The sequence below is a fragment of the Kitasatospora sp. NPDC088548 genome (assembly GCF_044753005.1).
In the GTDB taxonomy this organism is placed as follows: Bacteria; Actinomycetota; Actinomycetes; order Streptomycetales; family Streptomycetaceae; genus Kitasatospora.
On the sequence record NZ_JBIVMI010000022.1, the window covers coordinates 91,896 to 111,227 of the forward strand.

Sequence of the window (19,332 nt, forward strand, 5' to 3'; positions counted from 1 at the left end):
TCACACCGTGGAATGACAGGTCGCCCCACCCCCGTGACAAGGCATGATGGGCAGAGTGCGGCTGTGAACAGCGACATCAAAGAGGAGTAGTCGGAATGAAGATCGGCATTGTCGGTGCCACCGGCCAGGTCGGCGGCGTCGTCCGCGAGATCCTTGCGGAGCGCAACTTCCCGGTGGAGCAGCTGCGGCTGTTCGCCTCGGCCCGTTCGGCCGGGCGCACCCTGCCCTGGCAGGGCACCGAGGTCACCGTCGAGGACGCGGCCACGGCCGACTACACCGGCCTGGACATCGTGATCTTCTCGGCCGGGGGCTCCACCTCCAAGGCCCTCGCCCCCAAGGCCGCCGCGGCCGGTGCGGTCGTGATCGACAACTCCTCCGTCTGGCGCCGCGACCCCGAGGTCCCGCTGGTCGTCTCCGAGGTCAACCCCGAGGCGATCGCCGACCGCCCCAAGGGCATCATCGCCAACCCGAACTGCACCACCATGGCCGCGATGCCGGTGCTGCGCCCGCTGCACGAGGAGGCCGGCCTCGCCGCCCTGGTCGTCTCCACCTACCAGGCCGTCTCCGGCAGCGGCGTGGCCGGTGTGGCCGAGCTCCAGGAGCAGGCCGCCAAGGTCGTGGACGGCGCCGCCGCGCTGGCCCACGACGGCTCGGCCGTCGAGTTCCCCGCGCCCAAGGTGTACGCCCGGCCGATCGCCTTCAACGTGCTGCCGTTGGCCGGCTCCGTCGTCGACGACGGCTCCAACGAGACCGACGAGGAGCAGAAGCTCCGCAACGAGAGCCGCAAGATCCTCGGCATCCCGGAGCTCAAGGTCGCCGGCACCTGCGTGCGCGTCCCGGTCTTCTCCGGCCACTCGCTGCAGATCAACGCCCGCTTCGAGCGCCCGATCGGCGTCGAGCGCGCGGTCGAGCTGCTGGCCGCCGCCCCCGGCGTCGAGCTGAGCGACATCCCCACCCCGCTCCAGGCCGCCGGCCAGGACCCGAGCTACGTCGGCCGCATCCGGGTGGACGAGACGGTGGAGCACGGGCTGTCGCTGTTCGTCTCCAACGACAACCTGCGCAAGGGTGCCGCGCTCAACGCCGTCCAGCTGGCCGAGCTGGTCGCCGCCGAGCTGCGGGGCTGACGCCCCCGTAACCCCTGGCGGGCCCCGTCGTTGGACGGGGCCCGCTTTGCGTTTCGTTGGGACGCCTGTTGCGGGACCGCGACATCCGCCGAGGTTCGGCGCGCGAACCAGGGGTAAAGGTGACCCAACGATCGGGCGGCTGCGGGCACCCCCCTCACCCCCGCCGCCGCCGCGGCGCCGGGCCGGTCGTGCCCACCCCGTACCGCCGATCCCCCGGCGGCCTGACCCGAGGGCGAGCGAAAAGAGGTGCGCGATGGATCGCTGTGTCGTCCTGGTGGATGCCGGATACCTGCTGGGCGCCGCCGCCAGCCTCCTCGCCGGGGACGCGTCCCGCTCCCGGGTGACGGTCGACCACACCGCGCTGATCACCGCACTGCGTGAGCGGGCCGAGGCCGAGACCGGCCTGCCGCTGCTGCGGATCTACTGGTTCGACGCCGCCCCCGACCGCCGCCCGATGCCCGAGCACCGCCGGCTCAGGGTGCTGCCCAGGGTGACCGTCCGGCTCGGCGCCCTCACCCGCGCCGAGGGCCGCTGGGTGCAGAAGGGCGTGGACGCCGCCATGCACGCCGAACTCTCCGAACTCGCCCGCAACCGGGCCTGCGCCGACGTCGTGCTGATCACCGGCGACGGCGACCTGCTGCCGGGCATGATGTCCGCCAAGGAGCACGGCGTGGTCGTCCACCTGTGGGCGCTCCAGGCCGCCGACGGGGACTTCAACCAGTCCGAGGACCTGGTCGGCGAGGCCGACGAACGCCGGGTGCTGGACCGCGAGTGGATCGAGGGCTCGTTCAGCCCGCGCGAGAGCGCGGCCGTCTTCCCCGCCCCGGGGCCGCGCCACGAGATCGCCAAGATCCTCGCCGCCCCGCCCGCGGCCGCCCCGGTGCCCGGCGTGCGGCCCGCCGCCCTGCCCGAGCCCGCCGTCGCGGCCGTCCCCGCGGCGAACGGGCACGCGCAGCCGGCCGCCACCGCCCTCAAGGTCGTCCCGACCCCCAAGGACCTCGCCGGGCGGGCGGCCCCCGCCCAGACCGCGACCCTGGCGAGCCAGACCGGCCCGGTGCTGCGCTGGTCCTCCGACCGGGGCTGGGTCGAGCGGCCCACCGCCGAACCCGCCGTCACCGCGGGCGACGGCCTGCCCACCCTCGCCCAGCTCACCACCTCCGAACAGCGCTGGGCCGACCGCGAGGAGGACATCACCTCCGTCGGCGGCGACGCCCACGAGGTCGGCCAGGTCTTCGCCCGCCGCTGGACCGAGCGGCTCGGCGACGTCGAACGGCTCACCGTGCTCTGGCCCGACTATCCGCGCATCCCGCACCGGGTGGACGGCGAACTGCTGCGCTACGCCGCCCGTTTCGGCCTGCTCGCGCACAAGGACGACCAGATCGACGAGCACGACCGGTACGCGATCCGGGCCGGCTTCTGGAAGGAACTGGCCGCCCGCGTCCCCGGCGGCGACCTGGTCGCGGACGACTAGGGACGGCTAGGGACGGCCGCCCCGCCTCCGGTGATCAGGACCCGTCGTCGGGTTCGGGCGCTCCACCGCGTAGAGTCTTCGCTCGTGAGTGAGACGGCCAGGCGGGCACCCCGGGAGACCTCGCCGTGCTGTGCCGTACGGGACCTGGTCAAGACGTACCGCGCCGGGCGCGGCGGCGCCGCCACCGAGGTCCGGGCCAATGACGGCGTCGGCCTGACCGTCCGGCGGGGCGAGATCTTCGGGCTGCTGGGGCCCAACGGGGCCGGCAAGTCCACCCTGGTCCGCCAGCTCACCGGGCTGCTGCGCCCGGACTCGGGCTCGATCGAACTCCTCGGCCACGACGTGGTCCGCCACCCCGAGCGGGCCGCCCGGCTGCTCGGCTACCTGGGTCAGGAGTCCACCGCGCTGGACGAGCTGACCGTCGCGCTCGCCGCCGAGACCACCGGCCGGCTGCGCGGGCTCAGCCGGGCGCACGCCCGCGCCGAGACCGCCGAGGTGCTCACCGAGCTCGCCCTCGAACCGCTCGCCCACCGGCCGCTGGCCAAGCTGTCCGGCGGGCAGCGCCGGCTCGCCTGCTTCGCCGCCACGCTGGTGGGGGAGCGGCCGCTGCTCGTGCTGGACGAGCCGACCACCGGCATGGACCCGGTCGCCCGCCGCTCCGTCTGGAGCGCCGTCGACCGGCGCCGGGCCGAGCGCGGCACGACGGTGCTGCTGGTCACCCACAACGTGATCGAGGCGGAGACCGTCCTGGACCGGGTCGCGGTGATGGACGAGGGCCGGGTCATCGCCTGCGACACCCCGGGCGGACTCAAGGCACTCGTCGACGGCGACGTCCGGCTGGACCTGGTCTGGCGGACGGAGGCCCCGCTGGACGTGCCCGCCGTCGCGGCCCTCGCCGAGCGGGCCGAGCGCACCGGCCGCCGCTGGACCGTGCGCACCAGCCCCGAGCAGGCCCGCGAACTGGTCGCGGCCGTCACCACCGGCCCCGCCTTCGCCGCCCTGGACGACTTCACCCTGGCCACCCCGAGCCTTGAGGACGCCTACCTCAAGCTGGGCGGCCGCCACGGAGGACTGGCCAAGTGATGCTGCGAGAGAGCCGCCGGTGCGCCACCGGCGGCGTGTGGGGAGATGGCCGCCGATGACGCTGCTCTCGGTGCCGCCGCAGGCCGCCGCCGTCGCCGACGGCGGGCCCGCCCCGCTGGCGCCCGCCGCCCGGCTGCTGCCCGCGCTGGCCGCCGTCTACCGGGCGCAGCTGGCCCGGGCCAAGGTGGCGCGGATCCCGCTGCTGTTCGTGGCCACCTTCCAGTCGCTCGGCATCCTGGTGATGATGCGCGGCGTCGTGGACCCGGGGCAGACCTCGGCCGCGCGCTCGGTGGTGGCCGGTTCCAGCGTGCTGGTGGTGGCGTTCGTCGCGCTCAACCTGCTCGCCCAGTACTTCGGCCGGCTGCGGGCCACCGGCGGCCTCGACCACTACGCGACGCTGCCCGTCCCGGCGGCCTCGGTGGTGCTCGGGGCGGCCGCCGCGTACGCCTCGTTCACGCTGCCCGGCACGCTGGTGACGGCCGCCGCCGGGGCCTGGATGTTCGGGCTCCCGGTGACCCACCTGTGGGTGCTGCTCGCCGTGGTGCCGCTCTCCGGCGCGGCGCTGTCCGGGCTCGGTGCGGCCTGCGGGCTGCTCGCGCCCCGGCAGGAGATCGCCACCATGCTGGGCCAGCTCGGCATGTCGGCGGCGCTGCTGCTGGGCGTGCTCCCGGTGGACCACCTGCCGCAGCCGGTGCTCTGGCTGCGCGACCTGCTGCCGTCCACGTACGGCGTCGAGGCGTTCGCCCGTACGTTCACGGCCGATCCGGACTGGGCGCTGGTCGCGGGCGACCTGGCGGTCTGCGCCGGCGTGGGCGTGGTGTCGCTGGCCGTCGCCACCTGGGCGTACCGGCGGGCCACCACCCGGTAGCGGAACGATCCTGCGGTACGGGTGCCGGGGCCGTTCGGGCGGCGATCGTGAAACGATGGGCCCCGTGACCGTACCGAACACACCTCCGGATCCCTCGCGGGCCGCCGCGGACGCGACCGCCGGAACCGCCGCGGACGCACCCGTCGACCGGGCCCCGGCCGCCGCGGCGAACCCGTACGGGGCGCCGCCCGCGTACGGACCGCCGCCGGGCCTGGAGTTCGCGCCCGTCCGCAAGGCCGACCCGCGGGCGTCGCTGCGGCGGCTGCTGCCCGAGTTCCAGGTCGGGGCGATCATGGTGCTGGTCTGTCTGCTGCTGGGCCTGGCGATGGCCGGGCTCTGGGTCTGGCTGGCGCCGAAGGTACCGCTGGTGGTGGACGGCAACCGGATCCTCTACGGCGACCCGGAGGGCGAGCAGCGGGCCGGGGCCGACAGCGTCTTCGTGCTGATCGGGCTGGGCCTGGGCATCCTGACCGCGCTCGGGGCGTTCCTGGTGACCCGGCGGCGCGGCGGCGGCATCGCGGTCGCGGTCGGGCTGACGGTCGGCGGCCTGCTGGCCTCGCTGGGCGCCTGGGGGCTGGGCCGCTGGCTCGGCCCCAGCCGTGACCTGGTCGCGCAGGCCCGGAAAGTCGGCGACGGCGGGCACTTCAGCGCCGACCTGGACCTCGGGGCGTACGGCGCCGTGCTGGTCTGGCCGATGGCCGCGATGGTGGTGCTGCTGGCCCTGTCGGCCGCGTTCGGCAAGCGCGAGGAGGACCCGCCGCCGTACTGGGCCGGGCCGTACGGACTGCCCGCGGCCACGGGCGGGGCACCCGGAGCGGGTGGCCCGCCCACGGTGGCCGGCGGTGCGCCGGTGGACCAGCCGCACCCGGTGGACCGGCCCGGCGGCGTGGAGCAGCCCCTCCACGGGGCGCAGGCGCACCCCGTGGAGCAGCCGTTCGACGGGCGGAAGCCCTGAGCAGCCCTGAGCAGCCCTAGCGGCCGATCGGGGCGGTCCGGGCGCCGGTGAGGGTGATCAGGTCGGCGGGGGCGAGTTCGACCTCCAGGCCGCGCCGGCCGGCCGAGACGTACACCGTGGGGTGGGCCAGGGCGCTGTCGTCCACGACGGTGCGCAGCGGGCGGCGCTGGCCGAGCGGCGAGATGCCGCCCAGGACGTAGCCGCTGCTGCGCTCGGCGGCGGCCGGGTCGGCCATCGCGGCCCGCTTGCCGCCGACGGCGGCGGCGAGGGCCTTGAGGTCCAGCTGGCCGGCCACCGGGACGACGCCCACCGTGAGGACGCCGTCCACGTCGGCGACCAGGGTCTTGAACACCCGGTCGGCCGGGACGCCCAGCACCTCGGCGGCCTCGCCGCCGTAGGAGGCGGCGGCCGGGTCGTGCTCGTACGCGTGCACGGTGAACGCCACGGCGGCGTTCTCCAGGGCCACGGTGGCGGGCGTGCCCTGGCCGCCCTTCTTCGGCTTCTTGGCCATACCGGTTCTCCAGGGGTGGGCGGGCCGCGACGGGCCCGCCGGGTCGGTCGGGTGCTCGGGTCGGGTTGGTCGTTCGGGCCGGTCAGTTGGGGCTGAAGGACTGGCGGGTGAGATCCACCGCCGGCAGCGACGGGAGCCAGCTGAGCACCGCCGTCTCGCGGCGCAGCAGCTCCAGTTCGGAGCGCAGCCGCTGCGCGGTGTCCGGGCAGGCCAGCAGCTGCTGCTTGACCGGGGTCTCGAACACGGTGGCCGCGGCCACCAGGTAGGAGAGCACCTGTGGGTCGGCCGGCAGCTCCTGCCGGCCGACGGTGCTGGCCTCGTTGGCCCCGGCGAGCCGCTTCTGGTACGTCCGGAAGGCCCGCTCGACGCCCGCGGCCAGGGCCCCCGCCCCCTCGCCGGACTGCTCCTCGACCGTTTCGGTCTCGCCCGTCAGGTAGGGGCCGCCGGTGTCCACCGAGCGCAGCCGGAACCGGGTGGTGCCGGTGACCAGCAGCTCGTACTGCCCGTCCGGCTGCTCCTGCGCCGAGGCGAGGTCGGCCACGCAGCCGATGTGGTACAGCGCCTCCAGCGGGTCGCCGGTGGCGGTGCCCAGGCCGTCCAGCGGCCCGGCCGGGCCGTCGTCGGCGCGGACCGGCGCGACCTCACGGCCGTCCTTGATGGCGAGCACGCCGAACCGGCGCGGCTGGTCCTCGGGGAGGGCGAGCAGGTCGGCGACCAGACGGCGGTAGCGCTCCTCGAAGACGTTGAGGGGCATCACCAGGCCCGGGTAGAGCACGGTGTTCAGCGGGAAGAGCGGCAGCCGTTCTGTCACGGCGGACAGCGTAGTTCCCCGGAGCGGGCGAGTGCTCCCGGGTTCTCCACCGGCGCATCCGGGGTCATCCGCGCTGGAGCATCCGGGTGGCGCCGGCGGCGACCGTGGTGGCGAGCACCCAGCCGACGATCACCAGACCGGAGGAGACCCACTGGGCGGTGCCGCCGGGGTTCCAGCCCTGCTGGCCGAGGTCGACGACCGGGAGCAGCTGGCCGAGCGCGTAGAGGACCGGGTTCCAGTGCGGGCGCTCGTCGGCCTTCAGCGGTTCGAGCCGGTGGGTGGCGAAGTAGAGGCTGCCCAGCGCCCAGGCGAGCAGCAGCCAGAGCGCGGCCCGCCCGGGGCGGAAGCCGTAGCCGACGGTGACGTCCTGGATCCGGCCCCAGACCCGGGCGGGCAGCGGCAGGCTCTGCCGGCGGCGGCGCTGCTTGGCGTAGAGCACCTCGCGGGCGTCGTCGTCGGCGCCGTCCCGGCGCAGGGCGGTGGCCAGCTGCTCGTACGACTCGGGCTGGAACTCCACCGAGGAGCCCTCCAGCCAGGCGATCCGCTGCTGGACGGTGAACGGGACGGCCGGGCGCAGGCACTCGTAGGTGAAGCCGGTCAGACCGAGGCTGCGGCCGTGCGGCCAGGAGCCGGGGGCGTCGACCAGGTTGCCGATCCGGGCGCGGGAGAGCGAGACGGCGCCCTCGTTCGGGAAGCGGCAGGTGAAGCGCAGTTCGGGGGTCTGGATGCGGCGCAGTGTGACCTCGTCGTCCGGGCCGAGGTGGAACTCGGCGTCGGAGAGCAGACAGGCGTTCTCGAACCGGCCGTCGGAGAGCCGGACCTGGCCGAAGGCGCGGAACGGGGTGCTGGGCGAGCCGGGTGGCGGGAGTTCGCCGTAGCCGGAGCCGTAGTAGGACTGCGAGCCGTACCAGCCGCCGTCCGCCGAGCCGCTGAGGTACAGGGTGTGGCCGACGGTTATTCGGACCGCGTTGAGGGCGTTGCGGTTCTCCGGGACGGCGTGCAGCTGGGCGCCGCGCAGGGAGAGCCGGCCGCCGATCCGCGCGGTGCGCAGGCTGATCTCGCCGCGGGACTCCAGCCGGTCGGCCTCGAAGTCCTGGTGGACCGCCATGCCGTCGGCGGACAGCGCCCGGCCGAACCGGTCACCGCCCAGGACGGCCTGGTTGAGCAGCAGGTCGGTGCCGATCCGGGCGTCGGTGAGCCGCAGGCCCTGCGGGAGCCGGCAGCGGGCGAGGTGCAGATCGCCCGAGGTGACGAGGCGGGAGGCCTCCAGCCGCGGGATCAGGCACCGGACCAGGCGCAGGGTGGCGGCGTCGGCCTCGGAGATCAGCACCTTCCGCTCGAAGCGGCAGTCGCGCAGTTCGACGTACTGCCGGATGGTGCCGCCGGCCAGGTTCAGCGGGCCGGTGATCCGGACGCCGGTGAGCCGGAGCGAGGCGACCCGGCCCGGGGCGGGGGCGGGGCCGTCCAGCAGCAGGTGGGCCAGGACCTCGGCGCGTACGCTGCGCCCGGGCCCCCAGACGGCGGTGCCGAAGGGGGCGTCCAGCTCGGCGTCGCCGGTGCTCAGGTCGTACACCTCGCCCTGCCGGAACGCCTCCCAGAGGCCCTGTTCGACCGGACTCCAGCCGTCCGGTGCCGGTTCTGCCATGGTCCCCCCGCTTCCCCCGGTCGTCTCGCCTTTCGTATCACGGACTGAAATGCGGGGCCGGTGGTTCCGGCCACTCCTTACACTGGGTGGCGTGATCTCTCGAATCGACCTGCGCGGCTCGCTCGACGACCCGCGTGACCTGCTGCCCCGTGCCGAGTTCGACGTGGCGGCCGCCCTGGAGAAGGTGCGGCCGATCGCCGAGGACGTGAGCCATCGTGGGGTCGCGGCGCTGATCGAGATCACCGAGCGGTTCGACGGTGTGCGGCTGGAGTCCACCCGGGTGCCGGCCGAGCAGATCGCCGAGGCCCTGGAGACGCTGGACCCGAAGGTGCGCGCCGCGCTGGAGGAGTCGATCCGCCGCGCCCGCCTGGTCCACGCCGACCAGCGCCGCGCCGGGCACACCACCCAGGTCGTGCCGGGCGGTACCGTCACCCAGCGCTGGGTGCCGGTGGACCGGGTCGGCCTGTACGTGCCGGGCGGCCTCGCCGTCTACCCGTCGTCCGTGGTGATGAACGTGGTGCCCGCGCAGGAGGCCGGCGTCACCGGCATCGCGGTGACCTCGCCGCCGCAGAAGGCGTTCGGCGGCCGGGTGCACCCGACCATCCTGGCGGCCTGCGCGCTGCTGGGCGTCACCGAGGTGTACGCGGTCGGCGGGGCCCAGGCGGTCGCCATGTTCGCCCTCGGCACCGAGGAGTGCGAGCGGGTCAACCTGGTCACCGGCCCGGGCAACATCTACGTGGCCGCCGCCAAGCGCTACTTCGCCGGCCGGATCGGCATCGACTCGGAGGCCGGGCCGACCGAGATCGCCGTCCTCGCGGACGACAGCGCCGACCCGGCGGAGGTCGCCGCCGACCTGATCAGCCAGGCCGAGCACGGCCCGACCTCGGGCTCGGTGCTGGTCACCGACTCGCCCGCGCTGGCCGAGGCCGTCGAGGCCGAGCTGAAGACGCAGGTCGCCCGGACCAGGCACAGCGAGCGGGTGGCCGAGGCGCTGGGCGGCCGGCAGTCCGGCATCATCCTGGTCGACGACCTCGACCAGGGCCTCGCGGTGGTCAACGCCTACGCCGCCGAACACCTGGAGATCCAGACCCGCGACGCCCACGCGGTCGCCGCCCGGGTCCGCAACGCCGGCGCGATCTTCATCGGCCGGTACACCCCGGTCTCGCTCGGCGACTACGCGGCCGGCTCCAACCACGTGCTGCCGACCGGCGGTTGCGCCTGCCACTCCTCGGGGCTGTCCGTGCAGACCTTCCTGCGCGGCGTCCAGGTCGTCGAGTACGACCGCGAGGCCCTGGCCGGCATCGCCGCGCACGTGGTCAACCTCTCCGAGGCCGAGGACCTGCCGGGTCACGGCGACGCGATCAAGGCCCGCTTCGAGTGGACGGTTCCCGGTTCATGAGGATTGACGATCTCCCCATCCGTGACGAGCTGCGCGGGCAGTCCCCGTACGGTGCGCCGCAGCTCGACGTGCCCGTCCAGCTGAACACCAACGAGAACCCGTACCAGCTGCCCGAGGAGCTGGTGGCCCGGATCGCCGAGCGCGTCGCCGAGGCCGCCCGCCACCTCAACCGCTACCCCGACCGGGACGCGGTCGAGCTGCGCGAGGGCCTGGCCGGCTACCTGACCCGGACCACCGGGTTCGCCCGCACCCGCGAGCAGGTCTGGGCGGCCAACGGCTCCAACGAGGTGCTGCAGCAGCTGCTCCAGACCTTCGGCGGGCCCGGCCGCAGCGCGCTCGGCTTCGAGCCCTCCTACTCGATGCACGCCCTGATCTCCCGGGGCACCGGCACCGAGTGGATCTCCGGCCCGCGCAACGAGGACTTCACCATCGACCTGGCGGCCGCCGAGAAGGCCATCGCCGAGCACCGGCCGAACGTGGTCTTCATCTGCTCGCCGAACAACCCGACCGGCACCGCCGTCGCCGCCGACGCCGTGCTGCGGCTGTACGGGGCCGCGCAGGCCGCCGGGCCCAGCCTGGTGGTCGTGGACGAGGCGTACGTCGAGTTCTCGCACCGCGCCTCGCTGCTGCCGCTGCTGGAGGGCCGCCCCAACCTGGTGGTCAGCCGCACCATGTCCAAGGCCTTCGGCGCGGCCGGGCTGCGCCTGGGCTACCTGGCGGCCGACGCCGCCGTGGTGGACGCCGTGCAGCTGGTCCGGCTGCCGTACCACCTGTCGGCCGTCACCCAGGCCACCGCGCTGGCCTGCCTGGAGCACACCGACACCCTGCTCGGGTACGTCGGCCGGCTCAAGGACGAACGCGACCGGCTGGTGGACGCGCTGCGCGGCCTCGGGCTGGACGTCACCGACTCGGACGCCAACTTCGTCCAGTTCGGCCGCTTCGCCGACACCCACGCCGTCTGGCAGGCCATCCTCGACCAGGGCGTCCTGGTCCGGGACAACGGCGTCCCCGGGTGGCTGCGGGTGACCGCCGGCACCCCCGCCGAGAACGACGCCTTCCTGGACGCCGTCCGCACCGTGATCAAGGAGCTGTAGATCCGCCATGTCCCGTATCGGACGCGTTGAGCGCACCACCAAGGAGACCTCGGTCCTCGTCGAGATCGATCTCGACGGCACCGGCAAGACCGACATCTCCACGGGCGTCGGGTTCTACGACCACATGCTCGACCAGCTCGGCCGCCACGGCCTCTTCGACCTCACCGTGAAGACCGACGGCGACCTGCACATCGACACCCACCACACCATCGAGGACACCGCCCTCGCCCTGGGCGCCGCCTTCAAGCAGGCGCTCGGCGACAAGGTCGGCATCTACCGCTTCGGCAACTGCACCGTCCCGCTGGACGAGTCGCTCGCCCAGGTCACCGTGGACCTCTCCGGCCGCCCCTACCTGGTGCACACCGAGCCGGAGCGGATCGCGCCGATGATCGGCAGCTACGACACCACGATGACCCGGCACATCCTGGAGTCCTTCGTGGCCCAGGCGCAGATCGCCCTGCACGTCCACGTGCCGTACGGGCGCAACGCGCACCACATCGTGGAGTGCCAGTTCAAGGCGCTGGCCCGGGCCCTGCGCTACGCCGCCGAGCGTGACCCGCGCGCGGCCGGCATCCTCCCGTCGACCAAGGGTGCGCTGTGAGCAAGGCCGCGATCGTCCTCATCTTCGTCGGGCTCTTCCTGGCCGGCGGCGTGATCTCGTTCTGGAAGCAGAAGATCCCGAAGGGCGTCATCGCGGTGCTCGCCATAGGCTCGGTGCTCTGCCTGGCCTCCGGCGTCATGCGCATCTGAACCCGTCGAGAGACCCCACAGACATGGACACCTGAACATGGGCAAGAACGTCGTCGTACTCGACTACGGGTCGGGCAACCTCCGCTCCGCCCAGCGCGCCGTCGAGCGCACCGGGGCGAACGTCACCGTCACCTCCGACTTCCAGGCCGCGCTGGACGCGGACGGCCTGCTGGTGCCCGGCGTCGGCGCCTTCGAGGCCTGCATGCGCGGGCTGAAGGCCGTCCGCGGCGAGCAGATCATCGGCCGCCGGCTCGCCGGGGGCCGCCCGGTGCTGGGCATCTGCGTCGGGATGCAGATCCTGTTCGAGCGCGGGGTCGAGCACGGGGTGGAGACGGCCGGCTGCGACGAGTGGCCGGGCACCGTCGAGCCGCTGGACGCCCCGGTCGTCCCGCACATGGGCTGGAACACGGTCCAGGCACCGGAGGGCAGCCGGCTCTTCGCCGGCCTCGACCCCGACACCCGCTTCTACTTCGTGCACTCCTACGGGGTGCGCCACTGGGAGCTGGAGGTCCACAGCGCGCGGATGCACGCCCCGCTCGTCACCTGGGCCACCCACGGGCAGCCGTTCGTCGCGGCCGTCGAGAACGGCCCGCTCTGGGCCACCCAGTTCCACCCCGAGAAGTCCGGCGACGCCGGCGCCGCCCTGCTGACCAACTGGGTCAACACCCTCTGACTAGCTGAGAGTTGCCAACACGATGAGCCGCCTCGAACTCCTCCCCGCCGTCGACGTCCGGGACGGCCGGGCCGTCCGCCTGGTCAAGGGCGCGTCCGGTACCGAGACCTCCTTCGGCGAGCCCCTCGCCGCCGCCCTCGCCTGGCAGAGTGCCGGCGCCGAGTGGCTGCACCTGGTCGACCTCGACGCCGCCTTCGGCACCGGCAGCAACCGTGACCTGCTCCGCGAGGTCACCGGCGCGCTGGACATCAAGGTCGAGCTGTCCGGCGGTATCCGTGACGACGAGTCGCTGGCCGCCGCCCTCGCCACCGGCTGCACCCGGGTCAACCTCGGCACCGCCGCCCTGGAGAGCCCCGAGTGGGTCGCCAAGGTCATCGCCGGGCACGGGGACAAGATCGCCGTCGGTCTGGACGTGGTCGGCACCACCCTGCGCGGCCGCGGCTGGACCCGCGACGGCGGCCAGCTCTTCGACGTGCTGGCCCGCCTCGACGCCGAGGGCTGCGCCCGCTACGTCGTCACCGACGTCAACCGGGACGGCACCCTGACCGGCCCCAACCTCCAGCTGCTGCGCGACGTCTGCGCCGCCACCGACCGCCCGGTCGTCGCCTCCGGCGGTGTTTCTTCGCTCGACGACCTGCGGGCCATCGCCACGCTCGTCGGCGAGGGTGTCGAAGGCGCGATCGTGGGCAAGGCACTCTACGAGCAGAAGTTCACCCTCGAAGAGGCCCTGGAGGCGGTTTCAGGATGACGGAACGTCGGATCGTGCGCGGTCGGGTCGCCGGATGTTCCCCCTGGGAGGAGCAGTTCGGCTACTCGCGGGCGGTCGCCGCCGGGGACCACGTGCACGTGGCCGGCTCCACGGCCTGGGTGGACGGGAAGATCGAGCACGAGGGCGACCCGTACCACCAGACCCTCGCCGCCTTCGGCGTCGGCCTCAAGGCCCTGGCCGCGTACGGTCTGACGGCGGACGACGTGGTCCGCACCCGGATGTACATCACCCACGTCCGCGACGCCGACGAGGTGGGCCGTGCCCACCACGCGCTCTTCGACGTCGCGCGCCCGGCGGCCACCATGGTGGTGGTCGAGGGCCTGATCGACTCCCGGATGATGGTCGAGGTCGAGCTCGACGCCTACCGTGCCGGGCTCGCTAGCACTCTGGAAGGCAAACAGCCGTGACCCTCGCAGTACGTGTCATCCCCTGCCTGGACGTCGACGCCGGCCGGGTGGTCAAGGGCGTCAACTTCCAGAACCTGCGGGACGCCGGCGACCCGGTGGAGATGGCCAAGCTCTATGACGCCGAGGGCGCCGACGAGCTGACCTTCCTCGACATCACCGCCTCCTCCGGGGACCGCGAGACCACCTACGACGTCGTCCGCCGCACCGCCGAGCAGGTCTTCATCCCGCTCACCGTCGGCGGCGGCGTCCGGGCCGTCGAGGACGTCGACAAGCTGCTGCGGGCCGGCGCCGACAAGGTCGGCGTCAACACCGCGGCGATCGCCCGCCCGGAGCTGATCCGGGAGATCGCCCGGCGCTTCGGCCGCCAGGTGCTGGTGCTCTCGGTGGACGCCCGGCGCTGCCCGGAGGGCACCGAGACGGCCTCCGGCTTCGAGGTCACCACCCACGGCGGGCGCCAGGGCACCGGCCTGGACGCCGTCGAATGGGCGGGCCGCGCGGCCGAGTTGGGTGCCGGTGAGATCCTGCTCAACTCGATGGACGCGGACGGCACCAAGGACGGCTACGACCTGGAGCTGATCCGGGCCGTCCGCAAGACCGTCTCCATCCCGGTGATCGCCTCCGGCGGCGCCGGGAAGCTCGCCGACTTCGCCCCCGCCGTGGCGGCCGGCGCGGACGCGGTGCTCGCCGCCAGCGTCTTCCACTTCGGCGATCTGCGGATCGGCGAGGTCAAGAACGCGCTGCGGGAGGCCGGGCACCCCGTCCGCTGACCGCGTCCACCGACCGCGGCAGGGCCCGCCCCCGGTGTGGGAGGCGGGCCCCGTAGGACGGCGCCACCCTACGGCAGCGGCAGCACGTGACGCAGCGCGGTGACGGCGTCCGGCGGGCCGTCCACGGCCAGCTCGGCGCGGGCGCCGCGGCCGTAGACGAAGAGCACCAGCTCGCCCGGCTCGCCGGTGATCCGCACGGTCGGCGACCCGGCGGGGCCGACCGTCAGGCTCTGCCCGTCCGGGCGGCGCAGCTCCAGCCGGACGGGGGAGCGGCGGCCCGCCTCCAGCCGGGCGAGCAGCGGCAGCCGGCGCCAGAGCGCCTCGGCCCGCCCGGGCGGCACCGGCTGCGGCGGCCACTCCTCGCCCGCCCGGCGGACGTCCTCGGCGTGCACGAAGTACTCGACGGTGTTGGCGGCCTCGTCGGCGCCGGGCAGCGCGAACGGGGAGAGCAGCGGCGGGCCGGCCCGGAACAGCCGCAGCAGCTCCTCGTACGGGCGCTCGGCGTAGCCGGCCTGCACCCGGTGGGTCCAGTCGGCGAGGGCGCCGACGCGGATGCCGGCCGCCGCGTCCGGCCGGTGCTCCCGGACCACCAGGTGGGCGGCGAGGTCCCGGGTGGACCACCCGGCGCAGAGGGTGGGGGCGTCCGGCCCGGCGGCGGCCAGGAGTTCGGTCAGCCGGTGGCGCTCGGCGAGGGCATGGTTCGACATGCCGCTCAGCCTAGGGCGTGCCTGACGGCTCCCGCCGCGCGCGCGAATCGTCGGACACGCCCCGGGTTTCTCCCACGGGCCGTCAGCGCAGGTGGCCGCTGAGCTTGGTGGAGCCCTGACGGTTGCTCGCCGTCATGGTGCAGGTGTAGTCCCGCCAGCCCTGCTGGTAGTAGGTCATGGACGGGCCGAACGGGTAGCCGTAGTACGGTCCGCCGCCGCCCTGGCGGGCCTCGGCGGCGGCCAGCGTCTCCTTGCAGCCCTCCCGCATCGCCTTGGCGAGCTGGTTGTCGCCGGTCAGGCCGTCCGGCAGCAGTTGGTCGGCGATCACCTCGCCGTCGTGCTCGCCCTCGCAGGGCCGCGGTTCGGGCTTGGTGATCGTCTTGCTCAGCTGCGGGTGGTCGAAGCAGGAGCCGACCGGGAGGAAGGTGTACGGCACCACCCGGCTGGGCGTCGGGCTCGGCGTGGGGGTGGGGGTCGGCGTCGGGGTCGCGGTGGGGGAGGGCGGGGGTGGCAGCGCGGCCGGCTTCTTCTCGGGCCAGAGCAGCACGGTGGCCACCACCGCGAGCAGCACGGCCAGCACGGCCACGACGGCGAGGACCAGGCCCCGCGACGGGCGGGTGGCGGCGGGTTCGGGCGGCGGCTCGGAGGTCATGGCCACGAGAATGACCCACGCCGGGGCTTTCCGGCAGGCGGTTGGCACAACTCGTACGAGCGGATCGGTCGGACAGATAGCACCGGAGGGGCCGGGTGCGCCCGGCAGGCCCGGACCGGGAGCCCGGCGCGCCGGGCTGACACAATGGGACCCATGTCCTCCACACCCGCCGCCCCCGGCACCACCGCCCTGGCTCCCGCGATCGCCGCCCGCCTCAAGCGGACCGAGGACGGTCTGCTCCCGGCCATCGCGCAGCAGTACGACACCGGCGAGGTGCTGATGCTCGGCTGGATGGACGACGAGGCGCTGCACCGTACCCTCGCCACCGGCCGCTGCACCTACTGGAGCCGCAGCCGCCGGGAGTACTGGGTGAAGGGCGACACCTCGGGCCACGTCCAGCAGGTCAAGTCCGTCGCGCTGGACTGCGACGGCGACACCCTGCTGGTCCGGGTCGACCAGACCGGCGCCGCCTGCCACACCGGCGACCGCACCTGCTTCGACGCCGACGTGCTCCCGCTCGCCTGACCCCGCCCCGCCGAAACGACCAGAAACGGTGCCGCTCCCCATGGATCTCGAAACCTTCCGCAAGCTCGCCGTCGACACCCGGGTCATCCCGGTCACCCGCAGGCTCCTCGCGGACGGTCTCACCCCCATCGGCCTCTACCGCAGCCTCGCGGCCGAGCGCACCGGCACCTTCCTGCTGGAGTCCGCCGAGCAGGGCCGCAGCTGGTCCCGCTACTCCTTCGTCGGCGTCCGCAGCGGCGCCACCCTGACCGCGGGGCCGGACGGCACCGCCCGCTGGCTCGGCACCCCGCCGGTCGGCATCCCCACCACCGGCGACCCGCTCCAGGTGCTGCGCGCCGCGCTGGAGGCCCTGCACACCCCGCGCCGTACCGACGACGGCCTGCCCCCGCTCACCGGCGGCCTGGTCGGCTACCTCGGGTACGACATCGTCCGCCGACTGGAGAAGCTGCCCGACCTCAACCCGGACGACCTGAAGCTCCCCGAGCTGACCATGCTGCTCGCCACCGACCTGGCCGTGCTCGACCACGTCGACGGCACGGTGCTGCTGATCGCCAACGCGGTCAACCACAACGACCTGGCCAGCGGCGTCGACGAGGCCTACGCGGACGCGGTGGCCCGGCTCGACGCGATGGAGACCGACCTGCTCAAGCCGGTCGACCCGGGGCTCGCCACCTTCACCCCGTCCGGCCCCGGTGACGTCCGCTCGCCGTTCGGCGGGGCGCCGTACCGGGCCGCCGTCGAGGAGGTCAAGGAGCGGATCCGGGCGGGCGAGGCCTTCCAGGTCGTGCCCTCGCAGCGGTTCGAGGCGCCCTGCCCGGCCTCCGCGCTGGACGTCTACCGGGTGCTGCGGACCACCAACCCCAGCCCGTACATGTACCTGTTCCGCTTCCCCGGCCCGGACGGCACCGCCGAGGGCGGCTTCGACGTGGTCGGCTCCAGCCCGGAGGCGCTGGTCAAGGTCACCGAGGGCGAGGCGATGGTGCACCCGATCGCCGGCACCCGGCACCGCGGCGCCACCCCGCACGAGGACGCCGAGCTGGCCGCCGAGCTGCTCGCCGACCCGAAGGAGCGGGCCGAGCACCTGATGCTGGTGGACCTGGGCCGCAACGACCTCGGGCGGGTCTGCGAGCCGGGCAGCGTCGAGGTGGTCGACTTCATGCAGGTCGAGCGCTACAGCCACGTCATGCACATCGTCTCGACCGTCACCGGCCGGGTGGCGCCCGGGCGGACCGCCTTCGACGTGCTGACCGCCTGCTTCCCGGCCGGCACCCTGTCCGGCGCGCCGAAACCGCGCGCGATGCGGATCATCGAAGAGCTGGAGCCCACCCGCCGGGGCCTGTACGGCGGCTGCGTCGGCTATCTGGACTTCGCCGGGGACTCCGACACCGCGATCGCCATCCGCACCGCCGTCCTGCGCGACGGCACCGCCTACGTCCAGGCGGGCGCGGGAGTGGTCGCCGACTCCGACCCGCACGGCGAGGACACCGAGTGCCGCAACAAGGCGGCCGCCGTCCTGCGCGCCGTCGCCACCGCCAATACGCTGCGCACGCCGACGGTGTAGGACCGGCGGCGCGGGGCCGAAGGAGCAGCAGGATGCCGGACGAACGGCAGCAGATCGTCACCGCGGCCAGGGCCCAGATCGACGGCCAGCTGGCCGGCCGGGGCGCGGTCCGCCAGGACGTCGTCGTCCGGGCGCCGTCCGGGCGGAGCGGGCGGGCCGCCGAGCTCGCGGTGGTCGCGCCGGGTGCGGAACACGCCGCCGGAGGCGGCTACCGGGCCGCCGACCTGGAGGCGGTGCTGGAGGTCACCGACCGGTCGCGGCGGGCCGGTGACCCGGCCGGCCGGCACCGCTTCCTCGCCGAGTGCGGGATCCCGCTGTACGTGGTGGTCGACCCGGTGGCGGCGGTCTGCACCGTGCACAGCGCGCCGCAGCCGGGCGGGACGTACCGGGAGGCGGAGCGGGTGCCGTTCGGCAACGACCTCTTCCTGCCGCTGGCGGAGCGGACGCTGGTGCTGCGGACCGACGACTTCCCGGTCGGGCCGGCCACCCCGGATGCGGAGCCGGGCGGCGGCCGGGGGATAGTGGACGGGTGAGCGCCTCTCCCCAGCCCCGCCCCGACGCCGGGCCCGCCCCCGCCCCCGCCGCCGCCCCCGCCAAGGCCGGGCGGCGGACGCTCGGCCTGATGCTGCTGCTGACCGCGCTGGGCGCCGTCCTGGTGCTGACCGCGGTGAGCCGGGTCTGGGCCGAGGGCCGGGCCGGGACGCTGGCGGTGTCCGTCACCGGCGGCCGGATCTCCGAACTGCCCGGCGGGCTGGCGCTGGTGGCGCTGGCGGCGGCGGTCGCGGTGTTCGCGGTCCGCGGCGCAGGGCGGGCCGCGGTCGGCGTGCTCACACTGCTGGCCGGTCTCGGCGCGGCCGCGAGCGCGGCGGCGGGCGCCGGCGACAGCGCCGCGCTGGACAGCGAGGCGGCCCGGATCCTCGCGCTCTCCGGGACGACGGCCACCGAGGTCAGCCGCTCGGCCTGGCCGTGGCTCGCCCTGTTCGGCGGGCTGCTGCTGGCCGCGGCCGGGCTGCTCACCGTCCGCTTCGGCCGGTCCTGGCCGGCCATGGGCAGCCGTTACGAGGCGCCGACCCGAAAGGCCCCGGCGAAGGCCGCCGAGACGCCGGCCGACCTGTGGAAGGCGCTGGACCGGGGCGAGGACCCGACGGCCGTCTGAGCGGCCCGCCCGGGGCGGGCCGGGCGCTGTGACGCGATAGACCCGCCACCCCCTTTGGGGTGCCGGTGTGTGGCCCGGCACAATGGAACACGTCAACCCGCGAGGGGCCCGCAGGCCCGGCCGGGGCCCGGAGAAGCAAGGAGCACCATCAGATGTCGGCAGCAGCACACGGCCACACCCCCGCCGCCTGGACCGGCGTGACCATCTCCTTCATCGGCTTCGCGATCGCGGGCGTCGCCATGATCCTCCCGTCCGTGCCGGTGGTCTGGGGCGGCCTGGCGGTCATCCTGCTCGGCGGCGTGGTCGGCAAGGCCATGTCGATGGCGGGCATGGGCAAGCAGCCGAGCGTCAACGTGGAGACCGCCGAGGACCGCGCGGCCGCCGCCGTCACCGCCTGACCCCGG

Annotated in this window: 23 protein-coding genes; 18 read left to right on the forward strand and 5 right to left on the reverse strand. The window is 74.5% G+C overall.

Annotation, left to right across the window (positions count from 1 at the left end; all coding sequences use genetic code 11):
• Window positions 1-95: 95 nt before the first annotated feature.
• From ACIP82_RS25955 to ACIP82_RS25975, 5 genes are all read left to right on the forward strand, one after another.
• On the forward strand, window positions 96-1,124 hold the full coding sequence (locus ACIP82_RS25955) for an aspartate-semialdehyde dehydrogenase (RefSeq protein WP_400656653.1): 1,029 nt from the start codon (window positions 96-98) through the stop codon (window positions 1,122-1,124).
• A gap of 253 nt (window positions 1,125-1,377) precedes the next feature.
• On the forward strand, window positions 1,378-2,595 hold the full coding sequence (locus tag ACIP82_RS25960; RefSeq protein WP_363607330.1) for an NYN domain-containing protein: 1,218 nt from the start codon (window positions 1,378-1,380) through the stop codon (window positions 2,593-2,595).
• Window positions 2,596-2,679: 84 nt separating this feature from the next.
• Window positions 2,680-3,678: an ABC transporter ATP-binding protein gene (locus tag ACIP82_RS25965; protein WP_363607331.1), complete on the forward strand. Its 999-nt coding sequence runs from the start codon at window positions 2,680-2,682 to the stop codon at window positions 3,676-3,678.
• 55 nt (window positions 3,679-3,733) lie between these two features.
• A complete protein-coding gene (locus tag ACIP82_RS25970; RefSeq protein WP_363607332.1) occupies window positions 3,734-4,546 on the forward strand; it encodes an ABC transporter permease in 813 nt (270 codons plus the stop codon).
• Between the two features lie 64 nt (window positions 4,547-4,610).
• Window positions 4,611-5,501 (forward strand): hypothetical protein, encoded by an 891-nt coding sequence (locus ACIP82_RS25975; RefSeq protein ID WP_400656657.1) that lies wholly within the window; start codon window positions 4,611-4,613, stop codon window positions 5,499-5,501.
• Window positions 5,502-5,517: 16 nt separating this feature from the next.
• Here the strand turns inward: ACIP82_RS25975 and ybaK are convergent, their stop codons facing one another.
• The 3 genes from ybaK to ACIP82_RS25990 all read right to left on the reverse strand — a co-directional run bounded on the left by ybaK (window position 5,518) and on the right by ACIP82_RS25990 (window position 8,468).
• A complete protein-coding gene (gene ybaK, locus ACIP82_RS25980) occupies window positions 5,518-6,012 on the reverse strand; it encodes a Cys-tRNA(Pro) deacylase (protein WP_400656659.1) in 495 nt (164 codons plus the stop codon).
• An 82-nt stretch (window positions 6,013-6,094) separates the two neighbouring features.
• Entirely contained in the window at window positions 6,095-6,832 is a 738-nt protein-coding gene (locus ACIP82_RS25985) for an LON peptidase substrate-binding domain-containing protein (protein WP_400656734.1), read from the reverse strand.
• Window positions 6,833-6,887: 55 nt separating this feature from the next.
• Window positions 6,888-8,468, reverse strand: coding sequence for an oxidoreductase (locus ACIP82_RS25990; protein WP_363607336.1), 1,581 nt, complete (start codon window positions 8,466-8,468; stop codon window positions 6,888-6,890).
• Between the two features lie 91 nt (window positions 8,469-8,559).
• On the opposite strand from ACIP82_RS25990, the gene hisD reads away from it, so the two are divergent.
• From hisD to hisF, 8 genes are read left to right on the forward strand one after another with little or no spacing between them, the layout of a single operon-like run.
• Entirely contained in the window at window positions 8,560-9,867 is a 1,308-nt protein-coding gene (hisD, locus tag ACIP82_RS25995) for a histidinol dehydrogenase (RefSeq protein ID WP_363607337.1), read from the forward strand.
• Window positions 9,864-10,961 carry a histidinol-phosphate transaminase gene (locus ACIP82_RS26000; protein WP_400656662.1) on the forward strand — a complete coding sequence of 366 codons (1,098 nt, stop codon included), beginning with the start codon at window positions 9,864-9,866 and terminating at the stop codon, window positions 10,959-10,961. Before hisD ends, ACIP82_RS26000 begins: the two co-directional genes overlap by 4 nt.
• 7 nt (window positions 10,962-10,968) lie before the next feature.
• The gene (hisB, locus tag ACIP82_RS26005) at window positions 10,969-11,562 is read left to right on the forward strand and encodes an imidazoleglycerol-phosphate dehydratase HisB (protein ID WP_363607339.1); all 594 of its coding nucleotides are present in this window, start codon (window positions 10,969-10,971) and stop codon (window positions 11,560-11,562) included.
• Window positions 11,559-11,711 (forward strand): hypothetical protein, encoded by a 153-nt coding sequence (locus tag ACIP82_RS26010; protein WP_363607340.1) that lies wholly within the window; start codon window positions 11,559-11,561, stop codon window positions 11,709-11,711. The genes hisB and ACIP82_RS26010 overlap by 4 nt, the downstream gene beginning before the upstream one ends.
• Window positions 11,712-11,748: 37 nt before the next feature.
• Window positions 11,749-12,384 carry an imidazole glycerol phosphate synthase subunit HisH gene (hisH, locus tag ACIP82_RS26015; RefSeq protein ID WP_363607341.1) on the forward strand — a complete coding sequence of 212 codons (636 nt, stop codon included), beginning with the start codon at window positions 11,749-11,751 and terminating at the stop codon, window positions 12,382-12,384.
• 22 nt (window positions 12,385-12,406) lie between these two features.
• Entirely contained in the window at window positions 12,407-13,132 is a 726-nt protein-coding gene (gene priA, locus ACIP82_RS26020; protein WP_400656666.1) for a bifunctional 1-(5-phosphoribosyl)-5-((5-phosphoribosylamino)methylideneamino)imidazole-4-carboxamide isomerase/phosphoribosylanthranilate isomerase PriA, read from the forward strand.
• A complete protein-coding gene (locus ACIP82_RS26025) occupies window positions 13,129-13,560 on the forward strand; it encodes a RidA family protein (RefSeq protein ID WP_363607343.1) in 432 nt (143 codons plus the stop codon). The genes priA and ACIP82_RS26025 overlap by 4 nt, the downstream gene beginning before the upstream one ends.
• A complete protein-coding gene (gene hisF, locus ACIP82_RS26030) occupies window positions 13,557-14,327 on the forward strand; it encodes an imidazole glycerol phosphate synthase subunit HisF (RefSeq protein ID WP_363607344.1) in 771 nt (256 codons plus the stop codon). Before ACIP82_RS26025 ends, hisF begins: the two co-directional genes overlap by 4 nt.
• Before the next feature lie 68 nt (window positions 14,328-14,395).
• On the opposite strand, the gene ACIP82_RS26035 is transcribed toward hisF, so the two are convergent.
• Window positions 14,396-15,034: a TIGR03085 family metal-binding protein gene (locus ACIP82_RS26035; protein WP_400656669.1), complete on the reverse strand. Its 639-nt coding sequence runs from the start codon at window positions 15,032-15,034 to the stop codon at window positions 14,396-14,398.
• An 82-nt stretch (window positions 15,035-15,116) separates the two neighbouring features.
• Window positions 15,117-15,686 (reverse strand): hypothetical protein, encoded by a 570-nt coding sequence (locus ACIP82_RS26040; protein ID WP_400656671.1) that lies wholly within the window; start codon window positions 15,684-15,686, stop codon window positions 15,117-15,119.
• 153 nt (window positions 15,687-15,839) lie between these two features.
• Here ACIP82_RS26040 and hisI point away from each other — a divergent pair, with 153 nt between their 5' ends.
• The 5 genes from hisI to ACIP82_RS26065 all read left to right on the forward strand — a co-directional run bounded on the left by hisI (window position 15,840) and on the right by ACIP82_RS26065 (window position 19,326).
• On the forward strand, window positions 15,840-16,211 hold the full coding sequence (gene hisI / locus ACIP82_RS26045) for a phosphoribosyl-AMP cyclohydrolase (protein WP_400656674.1): 372 nt from the start codon (window positions 15,840-15,842) through the stop codon (window positions 16,209-16,211).
• Between the two features lie 40 nt (window positions 16,212-16,251).
• Entirely contained in the window at window positions 16,252-17,772 is a 1,521-nt protein-coding gene (locus tag ACIP82_RS26050; RefSeq protein WP_363607348.1) for an anthranilate synthase component I, read from the forward strand.
• Between the two features lie 32 nt (window positions 17,773-17,804).
• Window positions 17,805-18,305: a Uma2 family endonuclease gene (locus ACIP82_RS26055; protein WP_363607349.1), complete on the forward strand. Its 501-nt coding sequence runs from the start codon at window positions 17,805-17,807 to the stop codon at window positions 18,303-18,305.
• Window positions 18,302-18,928 carry a TIGR02234 family membrane protein gene (locus ACIP82_RS26060; protein WP_400656678.1) on the forward strand — a complete coding sequence of 209 codons (627 nt, stop codon included), beginning with the start codon at window positions 18,302-18,304 and terminating at the stop codon, window positions 18,926-18,928. Before ACIP82_RS26055 ends, ACIP82_RS26060 begins: the two co-directional genes overlap by 4 nt.
• A gap of 152 nt (window positions 18,929-19,080) precedes the next feature.
• On the forward strand, window positions 19,081-19,326 hold the full coding sequence (locus tag ACIP82_RS26065) for an HGxxPAAW family protein (protein ID WP_363607351.1): 246 nt from the start codon (window positions 19,081-19,083) through the stop codon (window positions 19,324-19,326).
• The last annotated feature ends 6 nt before the right edge of the window (window positions 19,327-19,332 follow it).